Genomic DNA, 22,374 nt, shown 5'->3' with positions numbered 1-22,374 from the left:
CTGCTCCGACGTTCGTCAGAGACGCGTCGCCTCGTCGATCAGCTCCTGCGCGGCGATGTCCAGAAGCTCATCCTCGGCGGTGCCGTCGAGCACGCGCTCCTTGCCGATCTCGAGAAGCACCGGCACGGCCAGCGGCGAGATGCGGTCGAGCCGGCGATAGACGATGCGGCCCTTGGCGCGCCTCAGCAAGTCGCCCAGTCGTTTCAGGTCGGCGAGCTGCCAGGCCGCGTCCTGCCTCGTGGCGCGCAGCAGGATGTGGTTGGGCTCGTGCTGGCGCAGCGTGTCATAGATCAGGTCGGAGCTGAACGTGACCTGGCGGCGCGACTTCTCCTCGCCGGGAAAGCGTCGCTCGATCAGGCCGGCGATCACCGCAACGTTGCGGAACGAGCGCCGCAGCATGCTCGATTCGTCCATCCAGGCTTCGAGATCGTCGCCCAGCATGTCCTCGTCGAACAGCTCCTCGAGCTGCTTCGGCGAGGCCGGCCGCAAGCCCCACAGTCCCAGCACATAGTCGGTGGCAACGAAGCCCAGCGGTCGCAGCCCCATGCGTTCCATGCGCCGCGTCAACAGCATGCCCAAGGTCTGATGGGCGTTGCGGCCCTCGAAGCAATAGGCGACCAGGAACTGCTTGCCGCCGCGCGGGAAGCCCTCGACCAGCAGCTTGTCGGCCGGCGGCAGCATCGAGCGGAAGACCTGGATGCGCAGCCACTCCTGCACTTCGGCTGGCAGCTTCGGATGCTTCAGCGGATCCTGCAGAATCCCGCGCACCCTTGCCGCGAGGAAGGTCGAGAGCGGCAGCCGCCCGCCGCCATAGGCCGGCACCTTGGGATCGCCGGTGGTCGCCGGCGAACAGATCGCCGACAGTTCCTTGACGCCCTCGAAGCGCAGCAGGCGGCCGGCGAACACGAACGTGTCGCCCGGCACCAGCCCCTGCACGAATCCTTCCTCGACCTCGCCCAGCACAGCGCCGCGGCGCAGCCGCACCTTCATCAGGGGCAGCTCGACGATGGTGCCCACGTTCATGCGGAACTGCTTGGCCACCAGCGGCGAGGCCAGCATCCAGCGTCCGTCGGGAAGCTGCTTCAGCCGGTGCCAGCGATCGTAGGCCGCCAGCGCATAGCCGCCGGTCGCCACGAAGTCGAACGTGTCGTCGAAATCCTGGCGCGGCAGGTCGCGATAGGGCTGTGCCCGCCGCACCTCGGCAAAGAAGGCCTCTCGGTCGATCGGCTGGGCGCAGGCGGTGCCCACGATGTGCTGGGCCAGCACGTCGAGACAGGGCGGCCGCGGCGGATCGCCGTCGAGTTCGCGCGCCTCGACCGCCTCCAGCGCCGCCAGCGATTCCAGCACCTCGAAGCGATTGGCCGGCGCGATCATGGCGCGGCTGGGCTCATCGAGCCGGTGGTTGGCGCGGCCGATGCGCTGCATCAGGCGGCTGACGCCCTTGGGCGCGCCCATCTGGATCACGAGGTCGACGTCACCCCAGTCGATGCCGAGATCGAGCGACGAGGTCGCGACCACCGCGCGCAGCCGGCCCGCCGCCATCGCCGCCTCGACCTTGCGGCGCTGCTCGACGGCCAGCGACCCGTGATGCAGGCCGATCGACAGATTGTCGTCGTTGATCCGCCACAGCGCATCGAAGGCCAGCTCCGCCTGGGCGCGCGTGTTGACGAAGATGATCGAGGTCTTGTGCTGCCGGATGATGTTGTAGATCTCGGGCACCGCATGCCGCCCCATGTGGCCGCCCCACGGTAGCCGCTCTTGCGCGTCGATGATCGACACGACCGGCGGCGCGCCGGGCTCGCCCATCACGATCTCGACCGGCTCGTCGCGCAGGTTCAGGAACTCGGCGAGTTCGGGCGGATCGGCGACGGTGGCCGACAGGCCGACGAAGCGGGCCTGCGGCGCGAGCGTCGCCAGCCGCGACAGGCAGAGCGCCAGATGATGGCCGCGCTTGCTGGTGGCGAAGGCATGCAGCTCGTCGATGATCACGCATTTCAGGCTGCCAAAGAACTTCGCCGCATCGAGATAGGAGAGCAGCAGCGCCAGCGACTCCGGCGTGGTCATCAGGAGATCGGGCGGCCGCTCGCGCTGACGCAGGCGCCGGCTCTGCGGCGTGTCGCCGGTTCGGCTCTCGGCGCGCACCGGCAGCTGCATCTCGGCCAGCGGCTGTTCGAGGTTGCGGCGGATGTCGGTCGCCAGCGCCTTGAGCGGCGAGATGTAGAGCGTATGCAGCTCCCCCTGCCCCTTCTTGTAGGCGAGGTCCTGGCCGGCCTGCCGCCGCTCGGTGAGTTCGATCAGTGACGGAAGGAAACCCGCCAATGTCTTGCCGCCGCCGGTCGGCGCGATCAGCAGCGCGCTCTTGCCCTTTCGCGCGAGATCGACCAGCGCGAGCTGGTGCGGCCGCGGCGCCCAGCCGCGACTCTCGAACCAGCGTGCGAACAGGTCGGGAAGCAACTGTGCCGCAACCAACCTCAAGCCGCTCTGGCAATCTCAAAGTCGACGTGAATCAGGTCGAACGGACATGAGACGCCCGAGGCCTCTCGCTCAAAGATGCCCAATTCGACCAGAGTAGCCACATCCTCATGCACACGCTTAACATCGCGCTTGGATTGGCGTGCCAGCTCTCTAATCGAGATCGCGCCCTTTCCTTGCAAAGCGCCGATGAGCTCCCATCGCCGCTCAGTGAGCTTTGAAAAGAAAACAGCAGCCGTCTCAAAATGGAGTTCCTCGCCCTGGTAACTCTTGCTGGCCGCCTTGCGTGCTGCGGCTCTCAGGCTGGATTTCCAATCTTGCTTTAACCGGATGGTTAAGGTGCGCTTCGTCATCTTTGCCTCCGAATGGCATCGACCTCACTGATGAAATCCTCGATCATCTGCTCGACCGACGTGAACCGGTAAACCGTCTCGTGGCCCATGACGTGCTTATGGTCTCCCTTGCCACGTTCGTTGTCGAAGCCGACGACCCGTTTCCCTTCGACGACATAAGCCGCACGATACTTAAAATCATGCCGGCTTGGCGGCACAGGGACTGGAACACGCCACACAACGAATTCGATAATGTCTCCTTCAGCGGTAACCGTCTTGGAGCGAACGATCAGCGTGGCGTTCATTGTGTTGGCAAAAATGCCAACACCAAGGAATGTTGTCAAACTCGCCAACACCCCATGCATAACATCCGTTAAGCCCCATATCTGTGGGGTAGGATGCATCAGGAGCCATGGCAATCACGACGGCAACCGAGACCCTGAATCCCCGTACGTGGCTCTACCCGACGCCGCGCGGCCTTTATTGCGAACCGGGCGATTTCTATATCGATCCGGCGTTTGCCGTGCCGCGCGCGGTGATCACGCACGGGCATGGCGACCATGCGCGGCCGGGTCATCGCAAGGCGCTGGCGACGCCGGAGACGCTGGCCATCATGCGCACGCGTTTCCAGGACATGCCCGACACCGAGCAGCAGGGGCTGAAATACGGCGAGAGCGTGCGGATCGGCGATGTGGAGGTCGGCTTCGCACCGGCCGGTCACATCCTCGGTTCGGCGCAGGCCGTGCTGGCATACAAGGGCCAGCGCATCGTCGTGTCGGGCGACTACAAGCGCCGGCCGGATCCGACCTGTCCGCCGTTCGAGCCCGTACCGTGCGACGTGTTCATCACCGAGGCGACCTTCGCGCTGCCGGTATTCCATCATCCCTCCGATGCTGGCGAGATCGGCAAGCTGCTGCGCTCCGTCGACACGTTCCCCGAGCGCACTCATCTGGTGGGCGTCTATGCGCTCGGCAAGTGCCAGCGGGTCATCCGCCTGCTGCGGGAAGCGGGCTACGACAAGCGCATCTGGCTGCATGGCGGCCTGATATCCCTGTGCAAGCTCTACCAGGAGCATGGCGTCGATCTGGGCGACGTGGCACCTGTGTCGGAGGCGATCCTCGAGACCTTCAAGGGCGCCATCGTGCTCTGCCCGCCCTCGGCCCTCGCTGACCGCTGGTCGCGGCGCTTCGCCGAGCCCATCGCCGCGGTGTGTTCGGGCTGGATGAACGTGCGCGCCCGCGCCCGGCAACGCGGCGCCGAACTGCCGCTGGTGATCTCCGATCACGCCGACTGGCCGGAGCTGACGCAGACCCTGAAGGATGTCGGCGCGCCCCGGGTCTGGGTGACGCACGGCCGCGAGGAGGCGCTCGTCCACTATGCGCGCGGGCTCGGCATCGATGCCGAGGCGCTGCACCTCGCCGGCCGCGAGGATGAGGAGTCCTGAACCGTGCAGGCCTTCGCCCGCCTTCTCGACTCCCTCTCCTTCCAACCGGCCCGTAACGCCAAGCTGCGGCTGATCGAGACGTACCTGCGCGAGACTCCCGATCCCGATCGCGGCTGGGCGCTGGCGGCGCTGACCGGCGGCCTCGATTTTCCGTCGGCCAAGCCCGCGCTGCTGCGCGGCTTCGGCCAGGAGAAGATCGGCGAGGAGCTGTTTGCCCTTTCGTACGACTATGTCGGCGACCTCGCCGAGACGCTCGCCCTGATCTGGGAGACCGACCCCGCCGCCGGTCCGCCCCCGACCCTCGCCGAAGTCGTCGAGACGCTGCAGCGGGCCACGCGCACGCAGACGCCGGCGATCCTGAAGCGCTGGCTGGATGCGCTCGATTCGACGGGCCGCTGGGCCTTGCTGAAACTCCTCACGGGCGCGCTGCGGGTCGGCGTCTCGGCGCGTCTCGCCAAGCAGGCGGTCGCCAACATCGGCAGCCAGCCGGTCGATGCCGTAGAGGAGATCTGGCACGGGCTGGAAGCGCCCTACCGGCCGCTGTTCGACTGGCTGCTTCAGGACGCGCCGCGACCGCAGTCCAATGCCGGGGCCGCCTTTCTGCCGGCGATGCTGGCCAATCCGATCGAACGCAGCGAACTCGACGCGCTCGATCCCGCGCATTTCCGCGCCGAATGGAAATGGGACGGAATCCGCGTGCAGGTCGCCGCATCGGGCGGCTTGAAGCGGCTCTACAGCCGCGCCGGCGAGGATGTGTCCGGGGCCTTTCCCGACATCATCGAGGTGATCGACTTCGAGGGCGTGTTCGACGGCGAACTGCTGGTGCGTCGCGACACGGCGGTCGCGCCGTTCAACGACCTGCAGCAGCGGCTCAACCGCAAGACGGTGACCCCGAAGATGCTGAAGGAGCATCCGGCGCATGTCCGCCTCTACGACGTGCTGTGGCTGGAGGGCGAGGACCTGCGCGGCCTCTCCTTCGACGAGCGCCGCGCCCGGCTCGAAGCCTGGATCGCGCTGAAGGAGCGCCCGCGCTTCGACCTGTCGCCGCTGGTGACCTTCGCCGACTGGGCGGAGCTCGCCGCCAAGCGCGAGGAGATGCGGACCGACGGCATCGAGGGGCTGATGCTGAAGCGCGGCGACAGCGCCTATCTGTCCGGTCGGCCCAAGGGCCCGTGGTTCAAGTGGAAGCGCGACCCCATGCTCGCGGACTGCGTGATGATGTATGCTCAGCGCGGCCACGGCAAACGCAGCTCCTTCTACTCCGATTTCACCTTCGGCTGCTGGCGCGACGCGGCGTCGGGCGGTCGCGAGCTGGCCCCCGTGGGCAAGGCCTATTTCGGCTTCACCGACGAGGAGCTGCGCTGGCTCGACAAATGGGTTCGCGATCACACGACCAACCGCTACGGCCCAGTCCGCGAGGTCGAGCAGAAACTGGTGCTGGAGATCGCCTTCGACGGCATCGCCCGCTCGACCCGGCACAAATCGGGGGTGGCCATGCGTTTCCCGCGCATCAACCGCATCCGGACCGACAAGCCGGCCGCCGAGGCCGATACGGTCGACAATCTCCTGCGGCTGCTCACCAATTCGGCCCCGGAATCGCCCCTTGCAGGGGGTATGTCGCATGCCCATTATCCGGGCGTCATCGTAACGGAAGAGCCATGATCGACCCGTTCGGCCGCCATATCTCCTATCTTCGCGTCTCCGTTACGGATCGCTGCGATTTCCGCTGCGTCTACTGCATGGCCGAGGACATGACCTTCCTGCCCAAGGCGGAGGTCCTGTCGCTCGAGGAGCTGGAGCGGCTGTGCACGGCCTTCATCCGGCGCGGCGTCAAGAAGCTGCGGCTGACGGGCGGCGAGCCGCTGGTGCGCAAGAACGTGATGTCGCTGTTCCGCGGTCTCGGAAAGCATCTCGACAGCGGCGCGCTGGAAGAACTCACCCTCACCACCAACGGCAGCCAGCTCGCCAAGTACGCCCAGGAGCTGGCCGACATCGGCGTGCGCCGGGTCAACGTCTCGATGGACACGCTCGATCGCGACAAGTTCCGCCAGCTCACGCGCTGGGGCGACCTCGACCAGGTGATGCGCGGCCTCGATGCCGCCCAGCGCGCGGGGCTCGCGATCAAGATCAACGCGGTGGCGCTGCGCGGGGTCAACGACGGCGAATTCGAGGAGATGATCCGCTGGAGCCACGGCCGCGGCATGGACCTCGTGCTGATCGAGGTCATGCCGATGGGAGAGATCGGCGACGCGGCGCGGCTCGACCAGTATCTGCCACTGTCGCTGGCGCGCACCGAGATCGCCCGCCACTTCACGCTCACCGAGACGGACTATCGGACCGGCGGCCCCGCGCGGTACTTCCGGGTCGAGGAGACCGGCGGACGGCTGGGCTTCATCACGCCGCTCACCCACAATTTCTGCGAAAGTTGCAACCGCGTGCGCCTCACCTGCACCGGCACGCTCTATATGTGCCTGGGCCAGGAGGATGCGGCCGACCTGCGCGCGCCGCTGCGCGCGTCGGAGAGCGACGAGGTCCTGGACCGCGCCATCACCGAGGCGATCGCGCGCAAACCCAAGGGCCACGATTTCATCATCGACCGCCGCCACAGCGGCCCCGCCGTTCCCCGCCACATGAGCGTGACCGGCGGCTGATCCTTACGGACCGAACCGGCCGCAGCGGAGCGCGCAACTCCAGTTGCGCTCAAGATCCGTTGAAAAGAGAAGCGATGAGCGCAACTGGAGTTGCGCGCTCCATTGATGGGCGTCGTCTCTTCAAGCCTCCGGACTACCCTTTGTCGCTGCCGTCTTGATCTGCGCGCGCCGCACCGCCTCGCGGTGGGAGATATAGAGGGCGCTGGCGAAGATCACGGCCGCGCCGACGAAGGTCCAGACGTCGGGCTTCTGGAAGAACAGGAAATAGCCCAGCATCGTGTTCCAGATCAGCGACAGGAAGCCGATCGGCTGCAGCAGCGTGATGTCGGCGAGCTGGTAGCCGCGCTGCTGGCAGATATGGCCGAGCGTACCGGCCGCCCCTGCGAGCAGGAACCAGATGATGTCGCCCCACTGCGGCGTCTGCCAGAACCACAGCGCGAACGGCAGGGCGCAGGCGACGATCACGATGTTCTGCCAGATCACGATCGTGGTCGCCGAGTCGGTGCGGGCCAGCGCCTTGGAGATCAGGTTCGAGGCCGAGAAGATCGGCGTCGAGATCAGGATGCAGATGACGCCGATATGGATGTCTCCGAAGCCCGGCCGGATGATGATCATCGCGCCGATGAAGCCGACGATGACGGCCATCCAGCGCCGCAGACGCACTTTCTCGGCGAGGAACAGCGCAGCGCCGATCGTGACGAAGATCGGACCGGTGAACCCGAGCGCCGTGATCTCGGCCAGGGTCGTGAGCGGCAGCGCCACGAACCACAGCATCATGCCCGCGGTATGGATGGCGCCGCGCGAGATGTGCAGGGGCAGGCGCCTCGTGTGCAGCGACCGGTACAAGCCAAGGCGCATCACGATCGGCACGAGAAACAGCGCGCCGAAGAAATAGCGCAGGAACGCCATCACGTAGGGATTGAGATGCTGCGCCGGGATCAGCGTGAAGACGTTGAGCAGCGCGAACAGGACGCCCGAGAAAGCGACCCAGAGGATCCCGCGCAAATTCGGCGGCAGCGCGAGCCAGCGGGCGACGAGGGCGGACACGCCACGACTATGTCACAGGCCCTGCTACCCCGCATCCTCTGCAGTACAGCGGCTTTCGAGAGGCGAGGTGCGCCCGGTTCAGGCCACGGCCGTATCGGGCGCTTGCTCTTGCCGCAAGCGGACGACGCGCTCCACCAGCTCCTCGAGATAGGGGTCGTGGATGCCCAGCGACCGCGCATGCTCCGCCGTGTTCAGCAGGTACTCGCGGCAAGCACCGCGACGGCCCTCGGCAAAGGCGATGTGATAGGCCGCGCGCTCGATCGGCAGGTCGCCGCAATACTGGCAATGGCCGGTCTCGACGACGAAGGTCACGGCGCTGACGGTGCGACCGTCCCGCAGCCTGGTCGGGACCCAGAGCGGCTTGTAGACGCCCGCCAGCATCTCGCGGTTCCACAGGAGGCCCAGTTCCTGCCGTTCCAGCCCCGGCGACAGTCGATAGGCGATGCCCTCGCACGCGCCGCCGTCGGCCAGCGCCAGCATCAGGCCCGGCAATTCGGGCGTGCCTCGGCCCATCGGCGTCCAGAAGCAGAAGGACCGGCGCCAGCCCTCCACCCGGCAGGGCTGGACCTCGGCATAGTCGAGAGCCGGATTCCACATCAGCGAGCCGTAGGCGAAGATCCAGGTCTCCTCGCCGGGCGGATGATCGAGCAACGCAGCGTTGAGGCTGGCCTCGCGCTCCGGCGACGACAGGAAGAAGTCGTAGCCGGCGGCTCGGGCGTCGGCGACGATCTGGTCGATCCGCTCCGACGTCAGGTCCTCGCGTGTCAGCAACCGTAGTGCCTCAGGTGCCGTAGACGATGGCCATGGTCTCGGCGACGCAGGCCGGACGCTCCTGGCCCTCGATCTCGATGGTGACCTGGTTGGTCAGGCGCACCCCGCCCTTGTCCATCGGATCGGCGGCAAGCAGCTTGGCACGCGCCCGCACCTTCGAGCCGACCTGGACGGGGCTTGTGAAGCGCACCTTGTTGCAGCCGTAGTTGATGCCGTTGCGCACGTTGTTGATGTGCGAGATCTGGCTATTGAGCATCGGGATCAGCGACAGGGTCAGGAAGCCGTGGGCGATGGTCTTGCCGCCCGGCATGTCCTTCTTGGCCCGCTCGACGTCGACATGGATCCATTGATGGTCGCCGGTCGCATCGGCGAACAGGTTGATCCGCTCCTGCGAAATCTCGACCCAGTCGCTCACGCCGATTTCCTCTCCCACGTGCTTCTGCATCTCGCTGGGATGGGCGAACTCTCTCTTTGCCATTTACCGCCTCTAATTCATTAATTTCGTTCCGACTGCAAGATTGCCCCAAGCGCGCACGAGGCGGCTCCGGCACTCTCCTCCGCCTTTGTATCGTCGCGGCCTTTTGCCCATCATGCCAGTCACAAGAATGCACAGGAGGAGACCCCCATATGGCGTACGAGACCGTCCTCTATGACGTCGCCGATCGCGTCTGCACGATCACGCTCAACCGCCCGGACAGGCTGAATGCCTGGACGCGACAGATGCACCTCGACCTCAAGGACGCCATGCACACGGCCGGGGCCGACGACGAGGTCCGCGCTATCATCCTGACCGGGGCCGGCCGTGGCTTCTGCGCCGGGGCCGACATGGGCGGCCTGCAGGCGATCGGCTCCGGCGCCTCGACCGACCGCTCGACCAGGGCACAGGAGGGACTGCCCGGGGGCAGCACTCTGCCGGAGTTCAGGATGAACTACGCCTACTTCCCGGCGATCCCGAAGTTCATCATCGCGGCCATCAACGGCCCGGCCGCCGGGCTCGGCATGGTGATCCCGCTCTATGCCGACCTGCGTTTCGCGGGCGAATCGGCTGTCTTCACGACGGCCTTCGCCCAGCGCGGCCTGATCGCCGAGCACGGGATCAGCTGGCTGCTGCCGAGACTGGTCGGCCTGCCGACGGCACTCGACCTGCTCTGCTCGGCCCGCAAGTTCCGCGCGCCGGAGGCGCTGGCCATGGGCCTCGTGAATCGGGTCATCCCGGACGACAAGCTGCTCGCCGAGGCCCATGCCTACGCGACCCTGCTGGCCAACACGGTCTCGCCGCGCTCTGTGGCGGTGATGAAGCGCCAGCTTTGGGAAGCCCAGTTCCAGACCCTGGCCGAAGCCACGGTCCAGGCAAATCACGAGATGGAACTGTCGTTCCAGACCTCGGACTTCAAGGAGGGCGTGGCCCACTATCTCGAGAAGCGGGCCGCGCGGTTTACCGGCAGGTAGCTAAACCTTCTCCGTCTGCCCGGCCTTCGGCTGCCAAGTCATCAGTCGGCGCTCGACGACGCCGACCAGGCTGTCGAGCACGAGGGCGCAGGCGGTCAGGACAAGGATGCCGGCGAACACCGTGTTGATGTCGAACGTGCCCTCGGCCTGGAGGATCAGGTAGCCGACGCCCATTGACGAGCCGAGATATTCGCCCACCACCGCGCCCACGAAGGCGAGGCCCACGGCGTTGTGCAGGCTGGCGAACACCCAGCTCATGGCGCTCGGCAGGTAGATCGAGCGCAGGAGCTGGCGTTGCGAGGCGCCCAGCATGCGGGCGTTGGCGATCAGGTTGGGACTGACCTCGCGCACGCCCTGGTAGACATTGAAGAACACCACGAAGAAGACGAGCGTCACACCGAGCGCCACCTTCGACCAGATGCCGAGGCCAAACCAGACCGCGAAGATCGGCGCCAGCACGACGCGCGGCATCGAATTGAAGCCCTTGATGTAGGGATCGGTGATCGCCGAGGCGGTGGGCGACAGCGCCAGCCACAGGCCGATTCCCAGCCCGGAGGCCGCGCCGATCGTGAAGCCCAGCGCCGTCTCGAGCAGGGTGATGCCGAGATGAGGGAAGATCTCGCCGCTCGCGAACCAGTCGACGATCACCCAGAAAACCTTCTGCGGCTCGCCAAAGAAGAAGGCGGCGCGGTTGGCCTTGTCGAAATAGAAGGGCGGAATCAGTCCCGGCGCCGTCATCACGTACCAGGCCACGACCAGCACGCCGAGGAGAAGCAGTTGCATGATCCTGAGCCGCATCTCAGATCGCCTTCTGCTGTGCGTAGGCCTTGAGCACTTCTTCCTTCATCGCCGCCCAGATCTCGCGATGCAGGTCGAGGAAGGCCGGCGTCATGCGGATTTCCGAGACGTCGCGCGGCCGCGGCAGGTCGACCCTGAAATCGCCGATCGGCCGCGTCGCCGGGCCGGCCGACAAGACCACGACCCTGTCGGAGAGCGCGATCGCCTCCTCGAGATCGTGGGTGATGAAGAGCACCGACTTGCGATCCTCGGCCCACAGCGCCAGCAGCTCGTTTTCCATGAGCTGGCGTGTCTGCACGTCGAGCGCCGAGAAGGGCTCGTCCATCAGCAGGATGTCGGGGCTGAGGATCAGCGTCTGGGCCAGCGCCAGGCGCTTGCGCATGCCGCCCGACATCTGGTGCGGATAGCGGTCGCCGAAGCCCGCGAGGCCGACCCGGCGCAGCCACGACTCCCCCTGCCCGACCGCCTCGGCCCGCGGGACGCCGCGGAATTCGAGGCCGGCGATCACATTGTCGATTCCCGTGCGCCAAGGCATCAGCGCATCGGCCTGGAACATGTAGCCCGCGCGCCGGTTCACGCCACTGGCCGCCAGCAGCCTCTCGCCGAACACCTCGACCGTGCCGGAGGACGGCTCCAGCAGCCCCGCCGCCACGTTGAGCAGGGTGGACTTGCCGCAGCCGGTCGGCCCGACCACCGACACGAACTCGCCACGCGCGACGTTCAGCGTGGCGTTCGCCACCGCCGTGTAGGCCTTGCTCGCATCGTCGCGGGCGGCGAAGCGACAGGTGATGTCGGCCAGCGCGAGCGCCGGCACTTCCTTCGTCATCGTCACGGCAAACTAACTGCGCTTGGCGGCGCGCTGGGCGAACTCGTTGTTCCAGGTGTCGGCGAGCTTCACCGAGCCCGCCTTGATGGCGGGATCGCTCTCGACCAGGAACTTGAGACAATTTTCCATCGCACCGGCGGGCATGGTGCCGTCCGGCGAGATCGTCTCGCGGACGCCGGCGAACGACTTCTCGTAGACCGCACGGTCGCCCAGCAGGTAGCCCTCCGGCACGGCGTTGGCGACATCGGCCGGCGTGGCCGTCTGAAGCCACTGGTTGGCGCGCACGATGCCGGTGGCCAGTGCCTGGGTTGTGCCGGGGTTCTTCTTGATGAAGTCCGATTGCGAATAGAGGCTGGCCGCCGGAAAGGCGCCGCCGAACACTTCCTGATTGCCCTTGGTCGTGCGCGTGTCGACGACGACCTTCACGAGGTTCTTGTCGGTCAGGATGGTCAGCGCGGGATCGGTCTGCGACACGCCGTCGACCTCGCCCTTCTCGACCGCGGCAATGACCGAGGCGCCGGCGCCGACGCCGATCGCCACCACGTCGCTGGCCTTCAGCCCGCCCTTGGCCGCCCAGAAATTCAGCAGCATGTGGGTCGAGGAGCCGGGCGCCGTGACGCCGAACTTCATGCCCTTGATGTCGGCGGGGCCCTTCACCCGGGCGGCCACGTCGTTGCGCAAGGCGATGCAGATCTGCATGCCACGGCCGATCAGGGCGAAGCCCGTCACGTCCTGGCCGCGCTGCTGCATACGGATCGTGTGCTCGTAGGCGCCTGCGACCACGTCGGCACTGCCGCCCATCAGGGCCTGCAGCGACTTGGCGCCGCCCTGGAAGTCGTTGATCTCGACGTCGATGCCGGCTTCCTTGAAGAAGCCCTTGCGCTCCGCGATCGTCAGCGAAAGGTAATAGAGCGCGGACTTGCCGCCCACGGCCAGGATGACCTTGCTCTTCTCCGGCTTGGCCTGCGCCCGCGCGACATGGGGAGCCGCCAGCATTATCGGGGCGGCCGCCAGCAAGGTCCGGCGCCGCATCTGCAGCTTGGTCATTATTTCCTCCGCGACAGGCTTGTTTTCCGGCAGCTTGCCGCAAGCCAACCGTCGCGGCAACTGATCAGCAGGACGTCAGAACATCCCGTTCGGATTGGCGGCCTTTTCCGGCACGATCTGCAACACGTCCCAGTGCTCGACGATCTTGCCCTCGCCATCCAGCCGGAAGATGTCGATGCCGGCCCAGACATGATCGCCGGGCCAGTCCTGTCGGCAGTGCAACACGACGAGATCGCCCTCGGCGATCACCCGCCTGAACTCGACGTGCTTGCCGGGATATTCGCGTGCGGCCTCCTCGAAATAGTCGATGAAGCCCTGCTTCCCGCTGGCGACGCCGGGATTGTGCTGGATGTAATCGGCGCCGACATAGCGCTCGACCGCCTCGCGCGGACGCCCCTGATTGAACATCAGGTCGTAGAACTCCGTGACCGTCCGCTTGTTGCGCTCGAGCCGCTCGTCCACCCCGAGCTCCCGCCTAATTGAACTTCCGCTCCGGCCACCACGGGAAGTAGGACGGCATGCCGTCGCTCACCTTCATGGGGAAGCGGGCCGGACGCTTCTCGAGGAAGGCGGTCACGCCCTCCTTCACGTCGTCCGACTTGCCGCGCGAATAGATGCCCTTGGAATCGACCTTGTGGGCTTCCATCGGATGGTCGGCGCCCAGCATCTTCCAGATCATCTGGCGATTGAGTGCCACCGAGACCGGCGCGGTATTGTCGGCGATCTCGCGGGCCAGCGCATAGGCGGCCGGCAGGAGATCGTCGGGCTTGTGGAGAGAGCGCACCAGCCGGCCGCTCAGCGCCTCTTCGGCGGAGAAGACGCGGCCGGTCATCACCCATTCCAGCGCCTGCTGCGGCCCCACGAGGCGCGGCAGGAACCAGCTGGAGCAGGCTTCCATGACGATGGCGCGGCGCGTGAACACGAATCCGTAGCGCGCCGCTTCGGACGCGAGGCGGATGTCCATGGCCAGCTGCATCGTGATGCCGACGCCGACCGCCGGTCCGTTGCAGGCGGCGATGGTGGGCTTCAGCGATTCGTAAAGGCGCAGCGTGAAGAGACCGCCGCCGTCGCGATGACCGTCGAGGCCGGGATCGACCGGTCCGCGATTCTCGGCATTGAAGGTATTGGCGCCGCCCGAAAGGTCGGCTCCGGCGCAGAAGCCGCGGCCCGCGCCGGTGAACACGACGGCGCGCACGTCGTCGTCGCGGTCGGCACGGTCCATCGCGTCGAGCAGCTCGGACAGCATCTTGCCGGTGAAGGCATTGAGTTTGTCGGGACGGTTGAGGGTGATGGTGAGGATACCGTCCTGGGTCTCGTATTTGATCTGCTCGTAATTCACGGGAAGGCCCCTCAGCTCTGGTTGATGAGGACAACACCACCCACGATCAGAGCAATGCCGCCGATTTGCTTGATGCCGAACGGCTCGCCGAAAAGGAAGTGGCCGGCCACTGCAACGATCGCATAGGAGAGCGACACGCTGGGAAAAGCCACCGAAACCGGAATCTTCCGCAGTGCGACGATGTAGAGGAAGGCCGCCGAGCCGTAGAGCGCCAGGCCCGCGATCGTCGAGGGCCGCAGCAGCTGGCTCACGAAATCGGGCGCGTCGGCCCCCGTCTTGAGCAGGATCTGGCCGCCGATACCGGCCAGGATCCCAATCGCCAGCGCCACGTAGTAGATCGTCATGCTTCAGCTCTCCCTGGGGCGCGGCCCGTGTGGTGGCTCATGCGAAGGTTCGCGATGCGGCTGGCCGGCCGCCCGCGTATCGACCTTCGGGTGCTCGATGTCGAGCCCTGCCGCTCCCTCGATTCCCGTGCCGCGCTTGATGACTTCGCGCACGAGGTATTGCGGCTTGCGGTTCACGGCCAGGAACATGCTGCCGAGATATTCGCCGATCATGCCGATCACCAGCAGCTGCACGCCCGCCAGCACGAGCACCGCGACCATCAGCGACGCCCACCCCTGCGGTGCCCTGTCGGAGATGATCGCCTCGACGATCGTTATGCTGGCGGCCAGGGCGCCCAGGGCGCCGAAGACCAGGCCGAGGATCGTCGCAATGCGGAGCGGCATCACCGAGAAGTTCAGGAACATCGCCAGCCACAGTCGCAGCAGGCGGCGCAGCGTGTAGTTCGAGCGCCCTTCGGCCCGCGGAAGATGGTTGACCTGCAGGCGGCTCACATTCTGGGTGATCTGGAAGATCAGGCCGTCGACATAAGGCGCCGGGCCCTCGTAGCTCGACACGACCCGCTCGCGCAGGAAGCGCGAAACGCAGCGAAAGCTCGAGAGATAGAGGCCCGGCGGCTTGTCGATGAGCTTGTCGGCGCACCAGTTGGTGAAGCGGCTGCCGAGATTGCGCCAGGCCGCATGCTTCTTCTCTTCGTAGTAGGTGTAGACCGCATCGTAATTTCCGTCGCGCGCATGCTCGAACAGGCGACGCACCTCCTCGGGCGGGTTCTGCAGGTCGTCGTCCATCGTGATCGTGTAGGCCCCGCGCGCCCGCGCGAAACCCGCCATGACCGCATTGTGCTCACCGAAGTTCCGGCTGAGGCTGAGAACCGTCACCGGCGCCCCGGGCTCGGCCGCGAGCTGCTTGCAGACGTCGAGACTGTTGTCCGGACTGCCATCGACCACCAGGACGATCTCCAGCCCGCCTTCGATCTCGAGGGCGCGCAGCGCCTTCACCAGTTCGCCAACGGTCGCCGCGCCGTTATAGACCGGTACGACGATGGACAGGGCGGGCAAAGGCCCCTGCGCCTGTTCGGAATTCTCAAGCATCACGCACCGCCACGATCAGGAGGGAACCGCCGAACGGCAGGCTGAGCCCGGCGCCGAGGGCGGCGCGCTCGATGGCGAGCGCAGAGGAGAAGATTGCGTCGAGCCAGCGCGGATAGTCGCGCACGTCGCTCTCCGCGTCGTCGCGTTCTATCAGCCGGTGGAGAAGCATCAGGGGAAACAGCAATGTGTTCCAATAGCTCGCACGCAGGATACGGAAGCCCGGCGCGGAGATCAGGGCGCGTGCCTCTCCCCGCGTAAAGCGGCGGGCATTGTGCACGCGCCTGTCGTGGGCCGACAGCATCCACGAATAAGCCGGAAGATTGAAGACCACGATGGCGCCCGGCCCGAGGCAGCGATACGCCTCTTTCAGGGCACGCGCGGGCTCGACGTTGGCGTGGCAGAGCACGTCGAGCGAGACGTAGGCGCCGAGGGTTCCATTGCCGAGTGGCAGCTCATTGACCGACCCCGAGACGACCGGACGCTCCGACTTGGCCTTCGCCAGGCCTGCAGCCACGGGATCGTATTCGAGCCCGATGGTCGGCCGCCCGACAATGGCCGGGCCCAGGACCCGCAGCATGCCGCCGGTACCGCATCCTGCATCGAGGACCGACCCGCCGGCCGGCGATCGCGACAGCGCCCGGGCAAGCTGGTCCGCGACCAGGCGGCGCAGGCCGCGATACCACCACATGCGATCTTCGACCGCATGCATATGCTCGTACTCGGCCCGTTCCACGAAGCGGCCTCTCCCGGGAAGTCTCCTCTTCCCGTCCGCTTATGATATCTTCGCCCCGCCTTGCCAACCGTTCACACCAAACCTCCGACCATTCCGCCGCGTGTCGAGCGGCTCCTGCTGGTCCCGCTGTTCGCCCTGCCGATCCTATGGCTGGCAGGCTATTTCTTTCCGCCCATCAACCACGACGTCGCCGCGATCCTCGATGTGTCGACCCGCTGGATCGGCGGTGAGAAGCTCTATGTCGAGGTGCTGGACGAGAACCTGCCCCTGACCTTCATCGTGCACGGACTGCCAGTGCTGACGGCCCGGCTCCTGCCCGGCACGGTGGCCTTCTGGTTCACGGCCTGGGTGGTGGGTGGCATCTTCGCCTCCTTCTGGGCCTGCCGGCGCCTCATCCGTCTCGTTCCGTCGGCCGACCACGCGCTTACCGAGGCGCTGCTGCCGCCGGTTCTGCTTTTCCTGTTTTCCGTGCTGCCCAACGAGCATTTCGGTCAGCGCGAGCACATCATGTTCGTGGCTTGCGCACCCTACCTGATCGCCTCGATGGCGCGCGCCGAGGGCGTGAACCCGTCACCCTTCGCCTCGATCCTGGTAGGCCTCGTGGCCGGCGTCGCGCTCGCCATGAAGCCGCACTATCTCGCCATCCCAGCGGCGGTCGAGCTCTACCTGCTGTTCCGGCGCGGCGTGCGCCCGACTTTCACCGACCCGATCCCGTGGGCAATCGGCCTGATGGCTGTGGCTCACCTGGCGATCATGTACCTGGTCTTCCCCGAGTTCGGGCATTTCGTCCTGCCGCTGGCGGTAGAGGCCTATGCGCCGATCGGAGAGTCGGGCTGGCGGGAAGTGCTGACCAGCAACGTGCTGGGCCCGACCCTGCTGGCGCTTGCGATTTTCGGCCTGCTCGCCATCGTCTTCACCAAGACCATCGCCGCGCGAGTCCTCGTGGTGTTCGGCGTGGGCGCGGCCCTCTCGGCCATCGGCCAGGCCAAGGGTTGGCCCTATCACGTGCTGCCGGCACTTTCGGCCGCCATCCTCCTCGCCGCCCTCACCGTCTCCCAGACCGTCGACCGCTACCTGCCGATCAGCCGCAGCGCCCATCGTCTGCCGGTGGCGGTGATCTGCGCCACCTTCATGGTGCTGCTCTACTTCCAGGCCGCCCTCTACACGCCGCCCTTCTACAAGCAGCGCCAGTTCGAGGATTCGATCGGCGGCCGGCTCCAGCACATCATCGAACAGAACGCTCCGAACCGGACCATCCTGGTCCTGTCGCCGGGCATCTATCCGTTCTGGCCGATGGTGAACTATATCGGCGGTCGCATGACCACCCGGTTCCTGACCATGTGGGTGCTGCAGGGAGTCTACGCGCGCTGCGACGACTTCCCCGCCCTCTACAATCCGCCCGACACGATGGGCGACTCCGAGAAGTTCGTATTCGACACGCTGAGCGAGGATTTCGCCCGCGAGCATCCCGACCTGCTGATCGTCGACCGGATCGCCGGCGTGCCGCGCTGCCAGGGCAAGGAGTTCGATTATCTCGAATACTTCCTGCAGAATCGGGTGTTCGCCGACGCCTTCGAAAACTACGAGCACCTGATGGACTTCGACCGCTACCGGATCTACCGGCGGAAGAAGGTAAAAAAATAGAGTCGTCCTGAGCGAAACGAAGGACCTGACGGAACGACCGACAGTACTCCCTGGCGGACGTTAGATCCTTCGCTGCGCTGAGGATGACAGGAGGCTCAGGCCTTCCACGGCGGCGCCAGCGCGACGGCACGCGCGGCTTCGGGGATCTTGTCGGGATCGGGCACCTTGAAGACGCCCGAGGCCACCAGGACGATCTCGCCGCCGCAGACGAGGTCGCAGCTGGCGAAGCAGAAATTGAGGGTGCGCCGGGCGATGCGCGCCTTGCCCTCGAGCCACTGGCCCAGTTTGGCGCCGCGCACGAACTCGCTGGTGAGCGAGATCGTGGGATGCGGCCAGAACATCCCGGTCGAGAAGCCGGAGCCCACCCCCATCACCATGTCGGCGACCGTGACCAGCAGCCCGCCATGGGCCCAGCCCATCGGGTTGCCATGCCGCTTCTCCAGCGGCAGGCCGATCCTGAGCCCATCCTCTTCCGCCTTGAACCAGAGCGGTCCCACCAGCCCCACGAAATCGTCGGTGACGTCGAGCGTGCGGAAGCCTTCCGGTATGGCGGTCATGGATCGAGCCCGTCCTTGGAGGCCGCGAGACGGTCGAGCATCGCGCGCACCACCGGATCGAACGGGGTGGCGCGGTGGGTCTCCTCGTTCAGGGAGACCATGATCACCTTCTGCACGGCGGTGCAGTTTCCCTCGCCGTCGAACAGGCCCTGGCCGACAATGCACTTGCGGTCGTGCGCCTCGATCAGGCGGCAGCAGGCCACGGCGGTGCCGGGATAGAACATCTGGCGCTTGAAGTCGGCCTCGATGCGTCCGACGACCAGGCGGAAGCGCGGCAGGCCCGTCCGAACGATCTGGCGCAGGTAGGCGACCCGCACATTCTCCAGCAGCTCGAGAAAGGCGCCGTTGTTGATGTGCCCGTTGGCGTCGACGTCCGCAAAGCGCAGGTTTTCGGTGGTCGAGAAGCCGTAGATGCCGCGGTCGGCAAGATCGAACGCCATGAAGACTAGAGCTCCGAGAATTCCAGGGTGAGATGCGCGGCTTCGGACGGCGGCACGACCAGCCGCCCGGAATCGGGCTTCGTGTACTTGACGCCGTTCTTCTTCAGCAGGTCCTCGCAGGCTGCAAGGTTCTCGACGCGAATCGTGAGCAGCGCCGGATGGTCGCCCGCGCGTACCGGCGTAATGCCGGGATAGCGGACGGCATAGTCCTTGGGGGTCATGTAGCGGATCGGCTGGGTGCCGGTATCGACCACCAGCCCCTCGCCCTCGCGCTTGACGGACCCAGGCCCGAAATACTTCTCGAGCTCGGGGATCCATTTGGCGGGTTGCTCGGCAATGACCGTGACACCAAGGATGCCGCGCGCGCCGTTGGGATGAGTCGCCCATTCCGGCCGGTAGACGAATTCAGGCGTCTGGTGCTCGCACACGAAGAAGCCGACGACCGGCATGTTGTCCTTGGGGATGCGCACCGTCCGGAACTTGGCGAGTTCCGTCTTGCCCGCCACCTCGACCGCGCGGTCGAAGAAGAGCGGGGCATCGGGATTGAGGCCGGCCGCCTTGAAGGCTTCGTAGGCCACGTCTGCGCCGTCGGTCGCCAGGGCGACGTTGGCGAGACCGCCTCCGTCCTTCAGCCATTCACGGCGCTCGGCGTTGAACTCGGTATCCTCGACGATGCCCAGGATCTCGAAGTAGTCGGTATCGAAGATCATGAGGTGGTTGGCCGTGCCGAGCTTCTTGTGGAAGCCGCGCGGCTGGACCTGGAAGCCGAGCTTCCTGTAGGCAGCCTCGGCCGCGTCGATGCCGTCGACCATGACCACCACGTGGTCGAGCCCCTTCACCGCACGCTTCATGCCGGCCTCCTAAGCACCATGTTGACCCCCTTGGAGGTCATGACCAACTCGCCGTTCTGATTGACCGCCGTCCAGTGTTCGTGGATCACGCCCAGCGTCGGGCGGCTCTTCGACGGGACCTTGTCGGCGCATTCGACCCAGGCCGTGAGCGTGTCGCCCGGCCGCACCGGCTTCAGCCAGCGCAGCTCGTCGAGGCCCGGAGAGCCCAGCGCCGTGCGCTTGTCGACGTAATTGTCGACGAAGAGCCTCATCAGCTTGGCGGCGACATGCCAGCCGGAGGCACAAAGCCCCCCGAAGAGCGAGGATTTCGCGGCCTCGGCGTCGACATGAAAGCTCTGTGGATCGAACTTCTCGGCGAACTCGATGATCTCCTCGGCCGTGAAGCTGGTCGAGCCGAGTGGGTATTTCCGGCCGATTTCGTAGTCTTCCCAGTAGCGGGGCTCTTCGGATTGCATGATTCGGTCTTCGCAGAGCATGGCCGATCACGCAAGCATGTCCTCCGGCGCGGGCTATGGTAGCTTCGGCCGGGAAACCAGCGCGCAATGACCGACACAAATCTCGTTCGACGGCTCACGACAATCCTCGCCCTCGACGTGGTGGCATTCAGCACCATGTCGGCGCGCGACGAGGAGCATGCGCTGGCCTTGCTGGCCGCCCGACTCGATTCGGCGGGCACGCTCGTGCGCCAGCATCGCGGCCGCGTCTTCAAGATGACCGGCGACGGGTTGCTGGCCGAATTCGCGAGCCCGGTCGAGGCGGTGCGCGCCGCCCTGGAAATCCAGGAAGCCATGCGCTCGGCCAATGCGACGGCTCAGGCCGACGATCAGCTGACCCTGAGAATCGGCATCAACCTGGGCGACGTGGTCGAAAGCGGCGACGACCTGATGGGCGATGCCGTGAACGTGGCGGTACGGCTGGAGTCGATCTCGGAGGTCGGCGGCATCTGCATCTCGTCCTCGGTCCACGAACAGATCGTCGGCAAGCTGATGCTGGGCACCGAGGACTTGGGCGAACAGCACCTCAAGAACATTCCGCGCGCCATCCACGCCTATCGCCTGACCATCGACGGCGCGCGGCCAGCCGCCGCCCATCCCGCCCATAGGGTCGCCCGGTCGATGCCGCGGACGCGCCTCATCCTGCTGGGGGGCGCCACGGCCGTCCTGATCCTGGGAGCGCTCGCCGGGACCTTCTACCTTCGTCATCCCACGCTTCCGCCGTCGCTGCAGATCGCCGAGCCCACGGGTGCCCTGGCGACGGATCGAGCGGTGGCTCAAACAGCCGTCCCCCCAGTCACTCCTCACGCAGCAGCGCCGGCAGCAGCACCGGCCGCCGCGCCGCCTGCGCAGCCCCCACCCGCCCCTTCGGCCGCGCCCCGCCGATTCGTGGCGAAAGAGGTTCCCTTCACCCCGGACTTCCGCTGGCGCGCCGTCCAGAACTATGCGGATGCGTCCGGCGCCAAGGCCTTCGCCTTGAACGTGCGGGGCATCTTTGCGACGGCCACCGACCGGGTCGACGAGGCGGCCGCGCGCCGGGACGCCCTGGACGACTGCAACAAGAAGGTCGAACGGGAAGTCCCGATCGTCCGCGATTACGACCGCTGCATGCTCTACGCGGTCGAGAACGACGTGGTCTGGTCGTTCCGGGCGCCGCCCATGCCTCCGCCGCCCTATATCCCCTCGGCCAAGCCGGTGCCGCCGATCGTCTTCGACCCGGCGACCGCCCCCCTGCTTCGCGAGTCCGCCCGGGAACGGCTGGCGGCCCACTACCTCACCAGCCGGCATACCCGGGCCTTGGTGCTGGGGCACAACCGCTTCGACTGGTGGACGCCGAGCGAGACCGACACCGACGTTATCCGTCGAAACCTGCAGATCTGTGGCCACCTCACGGGACGGCCGTGCGTCGTCTACGCCGTGAACAAGGAGGTTCTCGTGCGCACCCCCCAGACAATGCGGGTGACCGACATCTTCGCGCCGCAGGATATCGGCGCGGGCCTCGATGATGCCCAGGCCAAGACGCTCGACGACTATCTGATCGCCAACGACTGGCGCGCCGTGGCGCTAGCGGCAAATGGCCGAATCGGCATCGCGAGCGGCCGAGCGAGCGAGCAGGACGCCACTTCCATGGCGCTTCAGGCCTGCCGCGATGCCGGGGGCTCCGACTGTGCCATCACGGCCATCGGACCGTTCATGGTCGCGCCGCAGTAGGCTGCCCGGCAGGCGGCCGCGGCTGTCCCCAGACCCGACTCTGGGCCCTTGACCAGCGGCAGGGACCGCCCCTATCCTGCTTATGCGAGTAAGTCGCAACAGCGGGAAGAAACGGCCGTCAGAGCATGTTCATCTGTATCTGCAAAGCCATTCGCGAGCGCGAGGTCGACGCCGCCGTCCGGGCGGGAGCCCGTCGCCCGGCCGACGTGTTTCGAGCCTGTGGCAAGAGCCCCCAGTGCGGGACCTGTGCCTGCGACATGCGCGATCGCATAGCCCACGCGATCGCCCATGAACGTTCTGTAGAGCCGACGCTCCTCGCGGCCGACTGACTGATCC

General features: G+C 66.4%; 25 protein-coding genes. 7 read left to right on the top strand and 18 right to left on the bottom strand.

Features of this window, described 5'->3' with window-relative positions; genetic code table 11:
- Positions 1-15 precede the first annotated feature (15 nt).
- Genes ACO07I_RS25370 through ACO07I_RS25360 form a run of 3 tightly spaced genes read right to left on the bottom strand, consistent with a single transcriptional unit; the run spans position 16 to position 3,109 of the window.
- Positions 16-2,454 carry a ligase-associated DNA damage response DEXH box helicase gene (locus ACO07I_RS25370; RefSeq protein WP_422012373.1) on the bottom strand — a complete coding sequence of 813 codons (2,439 nt, stop codon included), beginning with the start codon at positions 2,452-2,454 and terminating at the stop codon, positions 16-18.
- Between the two features lie 17 nt (positions 2,455-2,471).
- Complete coding sequence (locus tag ACO07I_RS25365) at positions 2,472-2,825, bottom strand: hypothetical protein (protein ID WP_422012371.1); 354 nt, start codon at positions 2,823-2,825, stop codon at positions 2,472-2,474.
- A complete protein-coding gene (locus ACO07I_RS25360) occupies positions 2,822-3,109 on the bottom strand; it encodes a toxin-antitoxin system TumE family protein (protein WP_298307122.1) in 288 nt (95 codons plus the stop codon). The genes ACO07I_RS25365 and ACO07I_RS25360 overlap by 4 nt, the downstream gene beginning before the upstream one ends.
- A gap of 107 nt (positions 3,110-3,216) precedes the next feature.
- Here ACO07I_RS25360 and ACO07I_RS25355 point away from each other — a divergent pair, with 107 nt between their 5' ends.
- The 3 genes from ACO07I_RS25355 to moaA are packed head-to-tail and all read left to right on the top strand — an operon-like array spanning position 3,217 to position 6,899.
- A complete protein-coding gene (locus ACO07I_RS25355; protein WP_422012369.1) occupies positions 3,217-4,248 on the top strand; it encodes a ligase-associated DNA damage response exonuclease in 1,032 nt (343 codons plus the stop codon).
- A 3-nt stretch (positions 4,249-4,251) separates the two neighbouring features.
- Positions 4,252-5,910: a cisplatin damage response ATP-dependent DNA ligase gene (locus ACO07I_RS25350; protein WP_422012367.1), complete on the top strand. Its 1,659-nt coding sequence runs from the start codon at positions 4,252-4,254 to the stop codon at positions 5,908-5,910.
- Positions 5,907-6,899: a GTP 3',8-cyclase MoaA gene (gene moaA, locus ACO07I_RS25345; RefSeq protein ID WP_298307131.1), complete on the top strand. Its 993-nt coding sequence runs from the start codon at positions 5,907-5,909 to the stop codon at positions 6,897-6,899. Before ACO07I_RS25350 ends, moaA begins: the two co-directional genes overlap by 4 nt.
- Before the next feature lie 120 nt (positions 6,900-7,019).
- Here moaA and ACO07I_RS25340 read toward each other — a convergent pair whose 3' ends face one another.
- The 3 genes from ACO07I_RS25340 to ACO07I_RS25330 form a co-directional block, all read right to left on the bottom strand.
- Positions 7,020-7,946 carry a DMT family transporter gene (locus ACO07I_RS25340; RefSeq protein ID WP_422012365.1) on the bottom strand — a complete coding sequence of 309 codons (927 nt, stop codon included), beginning with the start codon at positions 7,944-7,946 and terminating at the stop codon, positions 7,020-7,022.
- A 78-nt stretch (positions 7,947-8,024) separates the two neighbouring features.
- Positions 8,025-8,717: a gamma-glutamylcyclotransferase gene (locus tag ACO07I_RS25335; protein WP_422012363.1), complete on the bottom strand. Its 693-nt coding sequence runs from the start codon at positions 8,715-8,717 to the stop codon at positions 8,025-8,027.
- 10 nt (positions 8,718-8,727) lie between these two features.
- Complete coding sequence (locus tag ACO07I_RS25330) at positions 8,728-9,195, bottom strand: MaoC family dehydratase (RefSeq protein ID WP_422012361.1); 468 nt, start codon at positions 9,193-9,195, stop codon at positions 8,728-8,730.
- Positions 9,196-9,344: 149 nt separating this feature from the next.
- Between ACO07I_RS25330 and ACO07I_RS25325 the strand changes: the two genes are divergently transcribed.
- Complete coding sequence (locus tag ACO07I_RS25325; protein WP_422012359.1) at positions 9,345-10,166, top strand: enoyl-CoA hydratase; 822 nt, start codon at positions 9,345-9,347, stop codon at positions 10,164-10,166.
- Here the strand turns inward: ACO07I_RS25325 and ACO07I_RS25320 are convergent, their stop codons facing one another.
- From ACO07I_RS25320 to ACO07I_RS25285, 8 genes are all read right to left on the bottom strand, one after another.
- Positions 10,167-10,964, bottom strand: a complete 798-nt coding sequence (locus ACO07I_RS25320; RefSeq protein WP_422012357.1) for an ABC transporter permease — start codon at positions 10,962-10,964, stop codon at positions 10,167-10,169.
- 1 nt (position 10,965) lies between these two features.
- Positions 10,966-11,790 (bottom strand): ABC transporter ATP-binding protein, encoded by an 825-nt coding sequence (locus tag ACO07I_RS25315; protein WP_422018374.1) that lies wholly within the window; start codon positions 11,788-11,790, stop codon positions 10,966-10,968.
- A gap of 12 nt (positions 11,791-11,802) precedes the next feature.
- The gene (locus ACO07I_RS25310; protein WP_422012355.1) at positions 11,803-12,837 is read right to left on the bottom strand and encodes an ABC transporter substrate-binding protein; all 1,035 of its coding nucleotides are present in this window, start codon (positions 12,835-12,837) and stop codon (positions 11,803-11,805) included.
- Positions 12,838-12,912: 75 nt separating this feature from the next.
- Positions 12,913-13,299: a nuclear transport factor 2 family protein gene (locus ACO07I_RS25305; RefSeq protein WP_422012353.1), complete on the bottom strand. Its 387-nt coding sequence runs from the start codon at positions 13,297-13,299 to the stop codon at positions 12,913-12,915.
- A 13-nt stretch (positions 13,300-13,312) separates the two neighbouring features.
- Positions 13,313-14,176 (bottom strand): crotonase/enoyl-CoA hydratase family protein, encoded by an 864-nt coding sequence (locus ACO07I_RS25300; protein WP_422012351.1) that lies wholly within the window; start codon positions 14,174-14,176, stop codon positions 13,313-13,315.
- Positions 14,177-14,187: 11 nt separating this feature from the next.
- Positions 14,188-14,520, bottom strand: coding sequence for a DMT family transporter (locus ACO07I_RS25295; protein WP_422012349.1), 333 nt, complete (start codon positions 14,518-14,520; stop codon positions 14,188-14,190).
- Between the two features lie 3 nt (positions 14,521-14,523).
- Positions 14,524-15,609, bottom strand: coding sequence for a glycosyltransferase family 2 protein (locus ACO07I_RS25290; protein ID WP_422012347.1), 1,086 nt, complete (start codon positions 15,607-15,609; stop codon positions 14,524-14,526).
- Complete coding sequence (locus tag ACO07I_RS25285; RefSeq protein ID WP_422012345.1) at positions 15,602-16,342, bottom strand: class I SAM-dependent methyltransferase; 741 nt, start codon at positions 16,340-16,342, stop codon at positions 15,602-15,604. The genes ACO07I_RS25290 and ACO07I_RS25285 overlap by 8 nt, the downstream gene beginning before the upstream one ends.
- A gap of 60 nt (positions 16,343-16,402) precedes the next feature.
- Here ACO07I_RS25285 and ACO07I_RS25280 point away from each other — a divergent pair, with 60 nt between their 5' ends.
- A complete protein-coding gene (locus ACO07I_RS25280) occupies positions 16,403-17,986 on the top strand; it encodes a hypothetical protein (RefSeq protein WP_422012343.1) in 1,584 nt (527 codons plus the stop codon).
- A 95-nt stretch (positions 17,987-18,081) separates the two neighbouring features.
- Here the strand turns inward: ACO07I_RS25280 and ACO07I_RS25275 are convergent, their stop codons facing one another.
- Genes ACO07I_RS25275 through ACO07I_RS25260 form a run of 4 tightly spaced genes read right to left on the bottom strand, consistent with a single transcriptional unit; the run spans position 18,082 to position 20,289 of the window.
- Positions 18,082-18,543, bottom strand: a complete 462-nt coding sequence (locus ACO07I_RS25275; RefSeq protein WP_422012341.1) for a PaaI family thioesterase — start codon at positions 18,541-18,543, stop codon at positions 18,082-18,084.
- Entirely contained in the window at positions 18,540-18,983 is a 444-nt protein-coding gene (locus ACO07I_RS25270) for an acyl-CoA thioesterase (protein WP_422012339.1), read from the bottom strand. Before ACO07I_RS25270 ends, ACO07I_RS25275 begins: the two co-directional genes overlap by 4 nt.
- A gap of 5 nt (positions 18,984-18,988) precedes the next feature.
- On the bottom strand, positions 18,989-19,834 hold the full coding sequence (locus tag ACO07I_RS25265; RefSeq protein ID WP_422012337.1) for a VOC family protein: 846 nt from the start codon (positions 19,832-19,834) through the stop codon (positions 18,989-18,991).
- A complete protein-coding gene (locus tag ACO07I_RS25260; RefSeq protein WP_422012335.1) occupies positions 19,831-20,289 on the bottom strand; it encodes a MaoC family dehydratase in 459 nt (152 codons plus the stop codon). Before ACO07I_RS25260 ends, ACO07I_RS25265 begins: the two co-directional genes overlap by 4 nt.
- A gap of 87 nt (positions 20,290-20,376) precedes the next feature.
- Between ACO07I_RS25260 and ACO07I_RS25255 the strand changes: the two genes are divergently transcribed.
- Entirely contained in the window at positions 20,377-22,038 is a 1,662-nt protein-coding gene (locus ACO07I_RS25255) for an adenylate/guanylate cyclase domain-containing protein (protein WP_422012333.1), read from the top strand.
- 125 nt (positions 22,039-22,163) lie between these two features.
- Entirely contained in the window at positions 22,164-22,367 is a 204-nt protein-coding gene (locus ACO07I_RS25250) for a (2Fe-2S)-binding protein (protein ID WP_422012331.1), read from the top strand.
- Positions 22,368-22,374 lie beyond the last annotated feature (7 nt).

The sequence above is a fragment of the Reyranella sp. genome (assembly GCF_965227665.1).
Lineage (GTDB): Bacteria > Pseudomonadota > Alphaproteobacteria > Reyranellales > Reyranellaceae > Reyranella.
This window is presented reverse-complemented; position numbering and strand designations above follow the sequence as displayed.

What these genes read in the sequence shown, in the direction of transcription:
- ACO07I_RS25255 (WP_422012333.1), top strand. Translation starts at nt 20,377, where the DNA reads ATGACCGACACAAATCTCGTTCGACGGCTCACGACAATCCTCGCCCTC.
- ACO07I_RS25315 (WP_422018374.1), bottom strand. Translation starts at nt 11,790, where the DNA reads ATGACGAAGGAAGTGCCGGCGCTCGCGCTGGCCGACATCACCTGTCGC.
- ACO07I_RS25310 (WP_422012355.1), bottom strand. Translation starts at nt 12,837, where the DNA reads ATGACCAAGCTGCAGATGCGGCGCCGGACCTTGCTGGCGGCCGCCCCG.
- ACO07I_RS25270 (WP_422012339.1), bottom strand. Translation starts at nt 18,983, where the DNA reads ATGGCGTTCGATCTTGCCGACCGCGGCATCTACGGCTTCTCGACCACC.
- ACO07I_RS25250 (WP_422012331.1), top strand. Translation starts at nt 22,164, where the DNA reads ATGTTCATCTGTATCTGCAAAGCCATTCGCGAGCGCGAGGTCGACGCC.
- ACO07I_RS25355 (WP_422012369.1), top strand. Translation starts at nt 3,217, where the DNA reads ATGGCAATCACGACGGCAACCGAGACCCTGAATCCCCGTACGTGGCTC.
- ACO07I_RS25275 (WP_422012341.1), bottom strand. Translation starts at nt 18,543, where the DNA reads ATGACCGCCATACCGGAAGGCTTCCGCACGCTCGACGTCACCGACGAT.
- ACO07I_RS25330 (WP_422012361.1), bottom strand. Translation starts at nt 9,195, where the DNA reads ATGGCAAAGAGAGAGTTCGCCCATCCCAGCGAGATGCAGAAGCACGTG.
- ACO07I_RS25295 (WP_422012349.1), bottom strand. Translation starts at nt 14,520, where the DNA reads ATGACGATCTACTACGTGGCGCTGGCGATTGGGATCCTGGCCGGTATC.
- ACO07I_RS25360 (WP_298307122.1), bottom strand. Translation starts at nt 3,109, where the DNA reads ATGAACGCCACGCTGATCGTTCGCTCCAAGACGGTTACCGCTGAAGGA.
- ACO07I_RS25320 (WP_422012357.1), bottom strand. Translation starts at nt 10,964, where the DNA reads ATGCGGCTCAGGATCATGCAACTGCTTCTCCTCGGCGTGCTGGTCGTG.
- moaA (WP_298307131.1), top strand. Translation starts at nt 5,907, where the DNA reads ATGATCGACCCGTTCGGCCGCCATATCTCCTATCTTCGCGTCTCCGTT.
- ACO07I_RS25265 (WP_422012337.1), bottom strand. Translation starts at nt 19,834, where the DNA reads ATGAAGCGTGCGGTGAAGGGGCTCGACCACGTGGTGGTCATGGTCGAC.
- ACO07I_RS25260 (WP_422012335.1), bottom strand. Translation starts at nt 20,289, where the DNA reads ATGCAATCCGAAGAGCCCCGCTACTGGGAAGACTACGAAATCGGCCGG.
- ACO07I_RS25290 (WP_422012347.1), bottom strand. Translation starts at nt 15,609, where the DNA reads ATGCTTGAGAATTCCGAACAGGCGCAGGGGCCTTTGCCCGCCCTGTCC.
- ACO07I_RS25365 (WP_422012371.1), bottom strand. Translation starts at nt 2,825, where the DNA reads ATGACGAAGCGCACCTTAACCATCCGGTTAAAGCAAGATTGGAAATCC.
- ACO07I_RS25325 (WP_422012359.1), top strand. Translation starts at nt 9,345, where the DNA reads ATGGCGTACGAGACCGTCCTCTATGACGTCGCCGATCGCGTCTGCACG.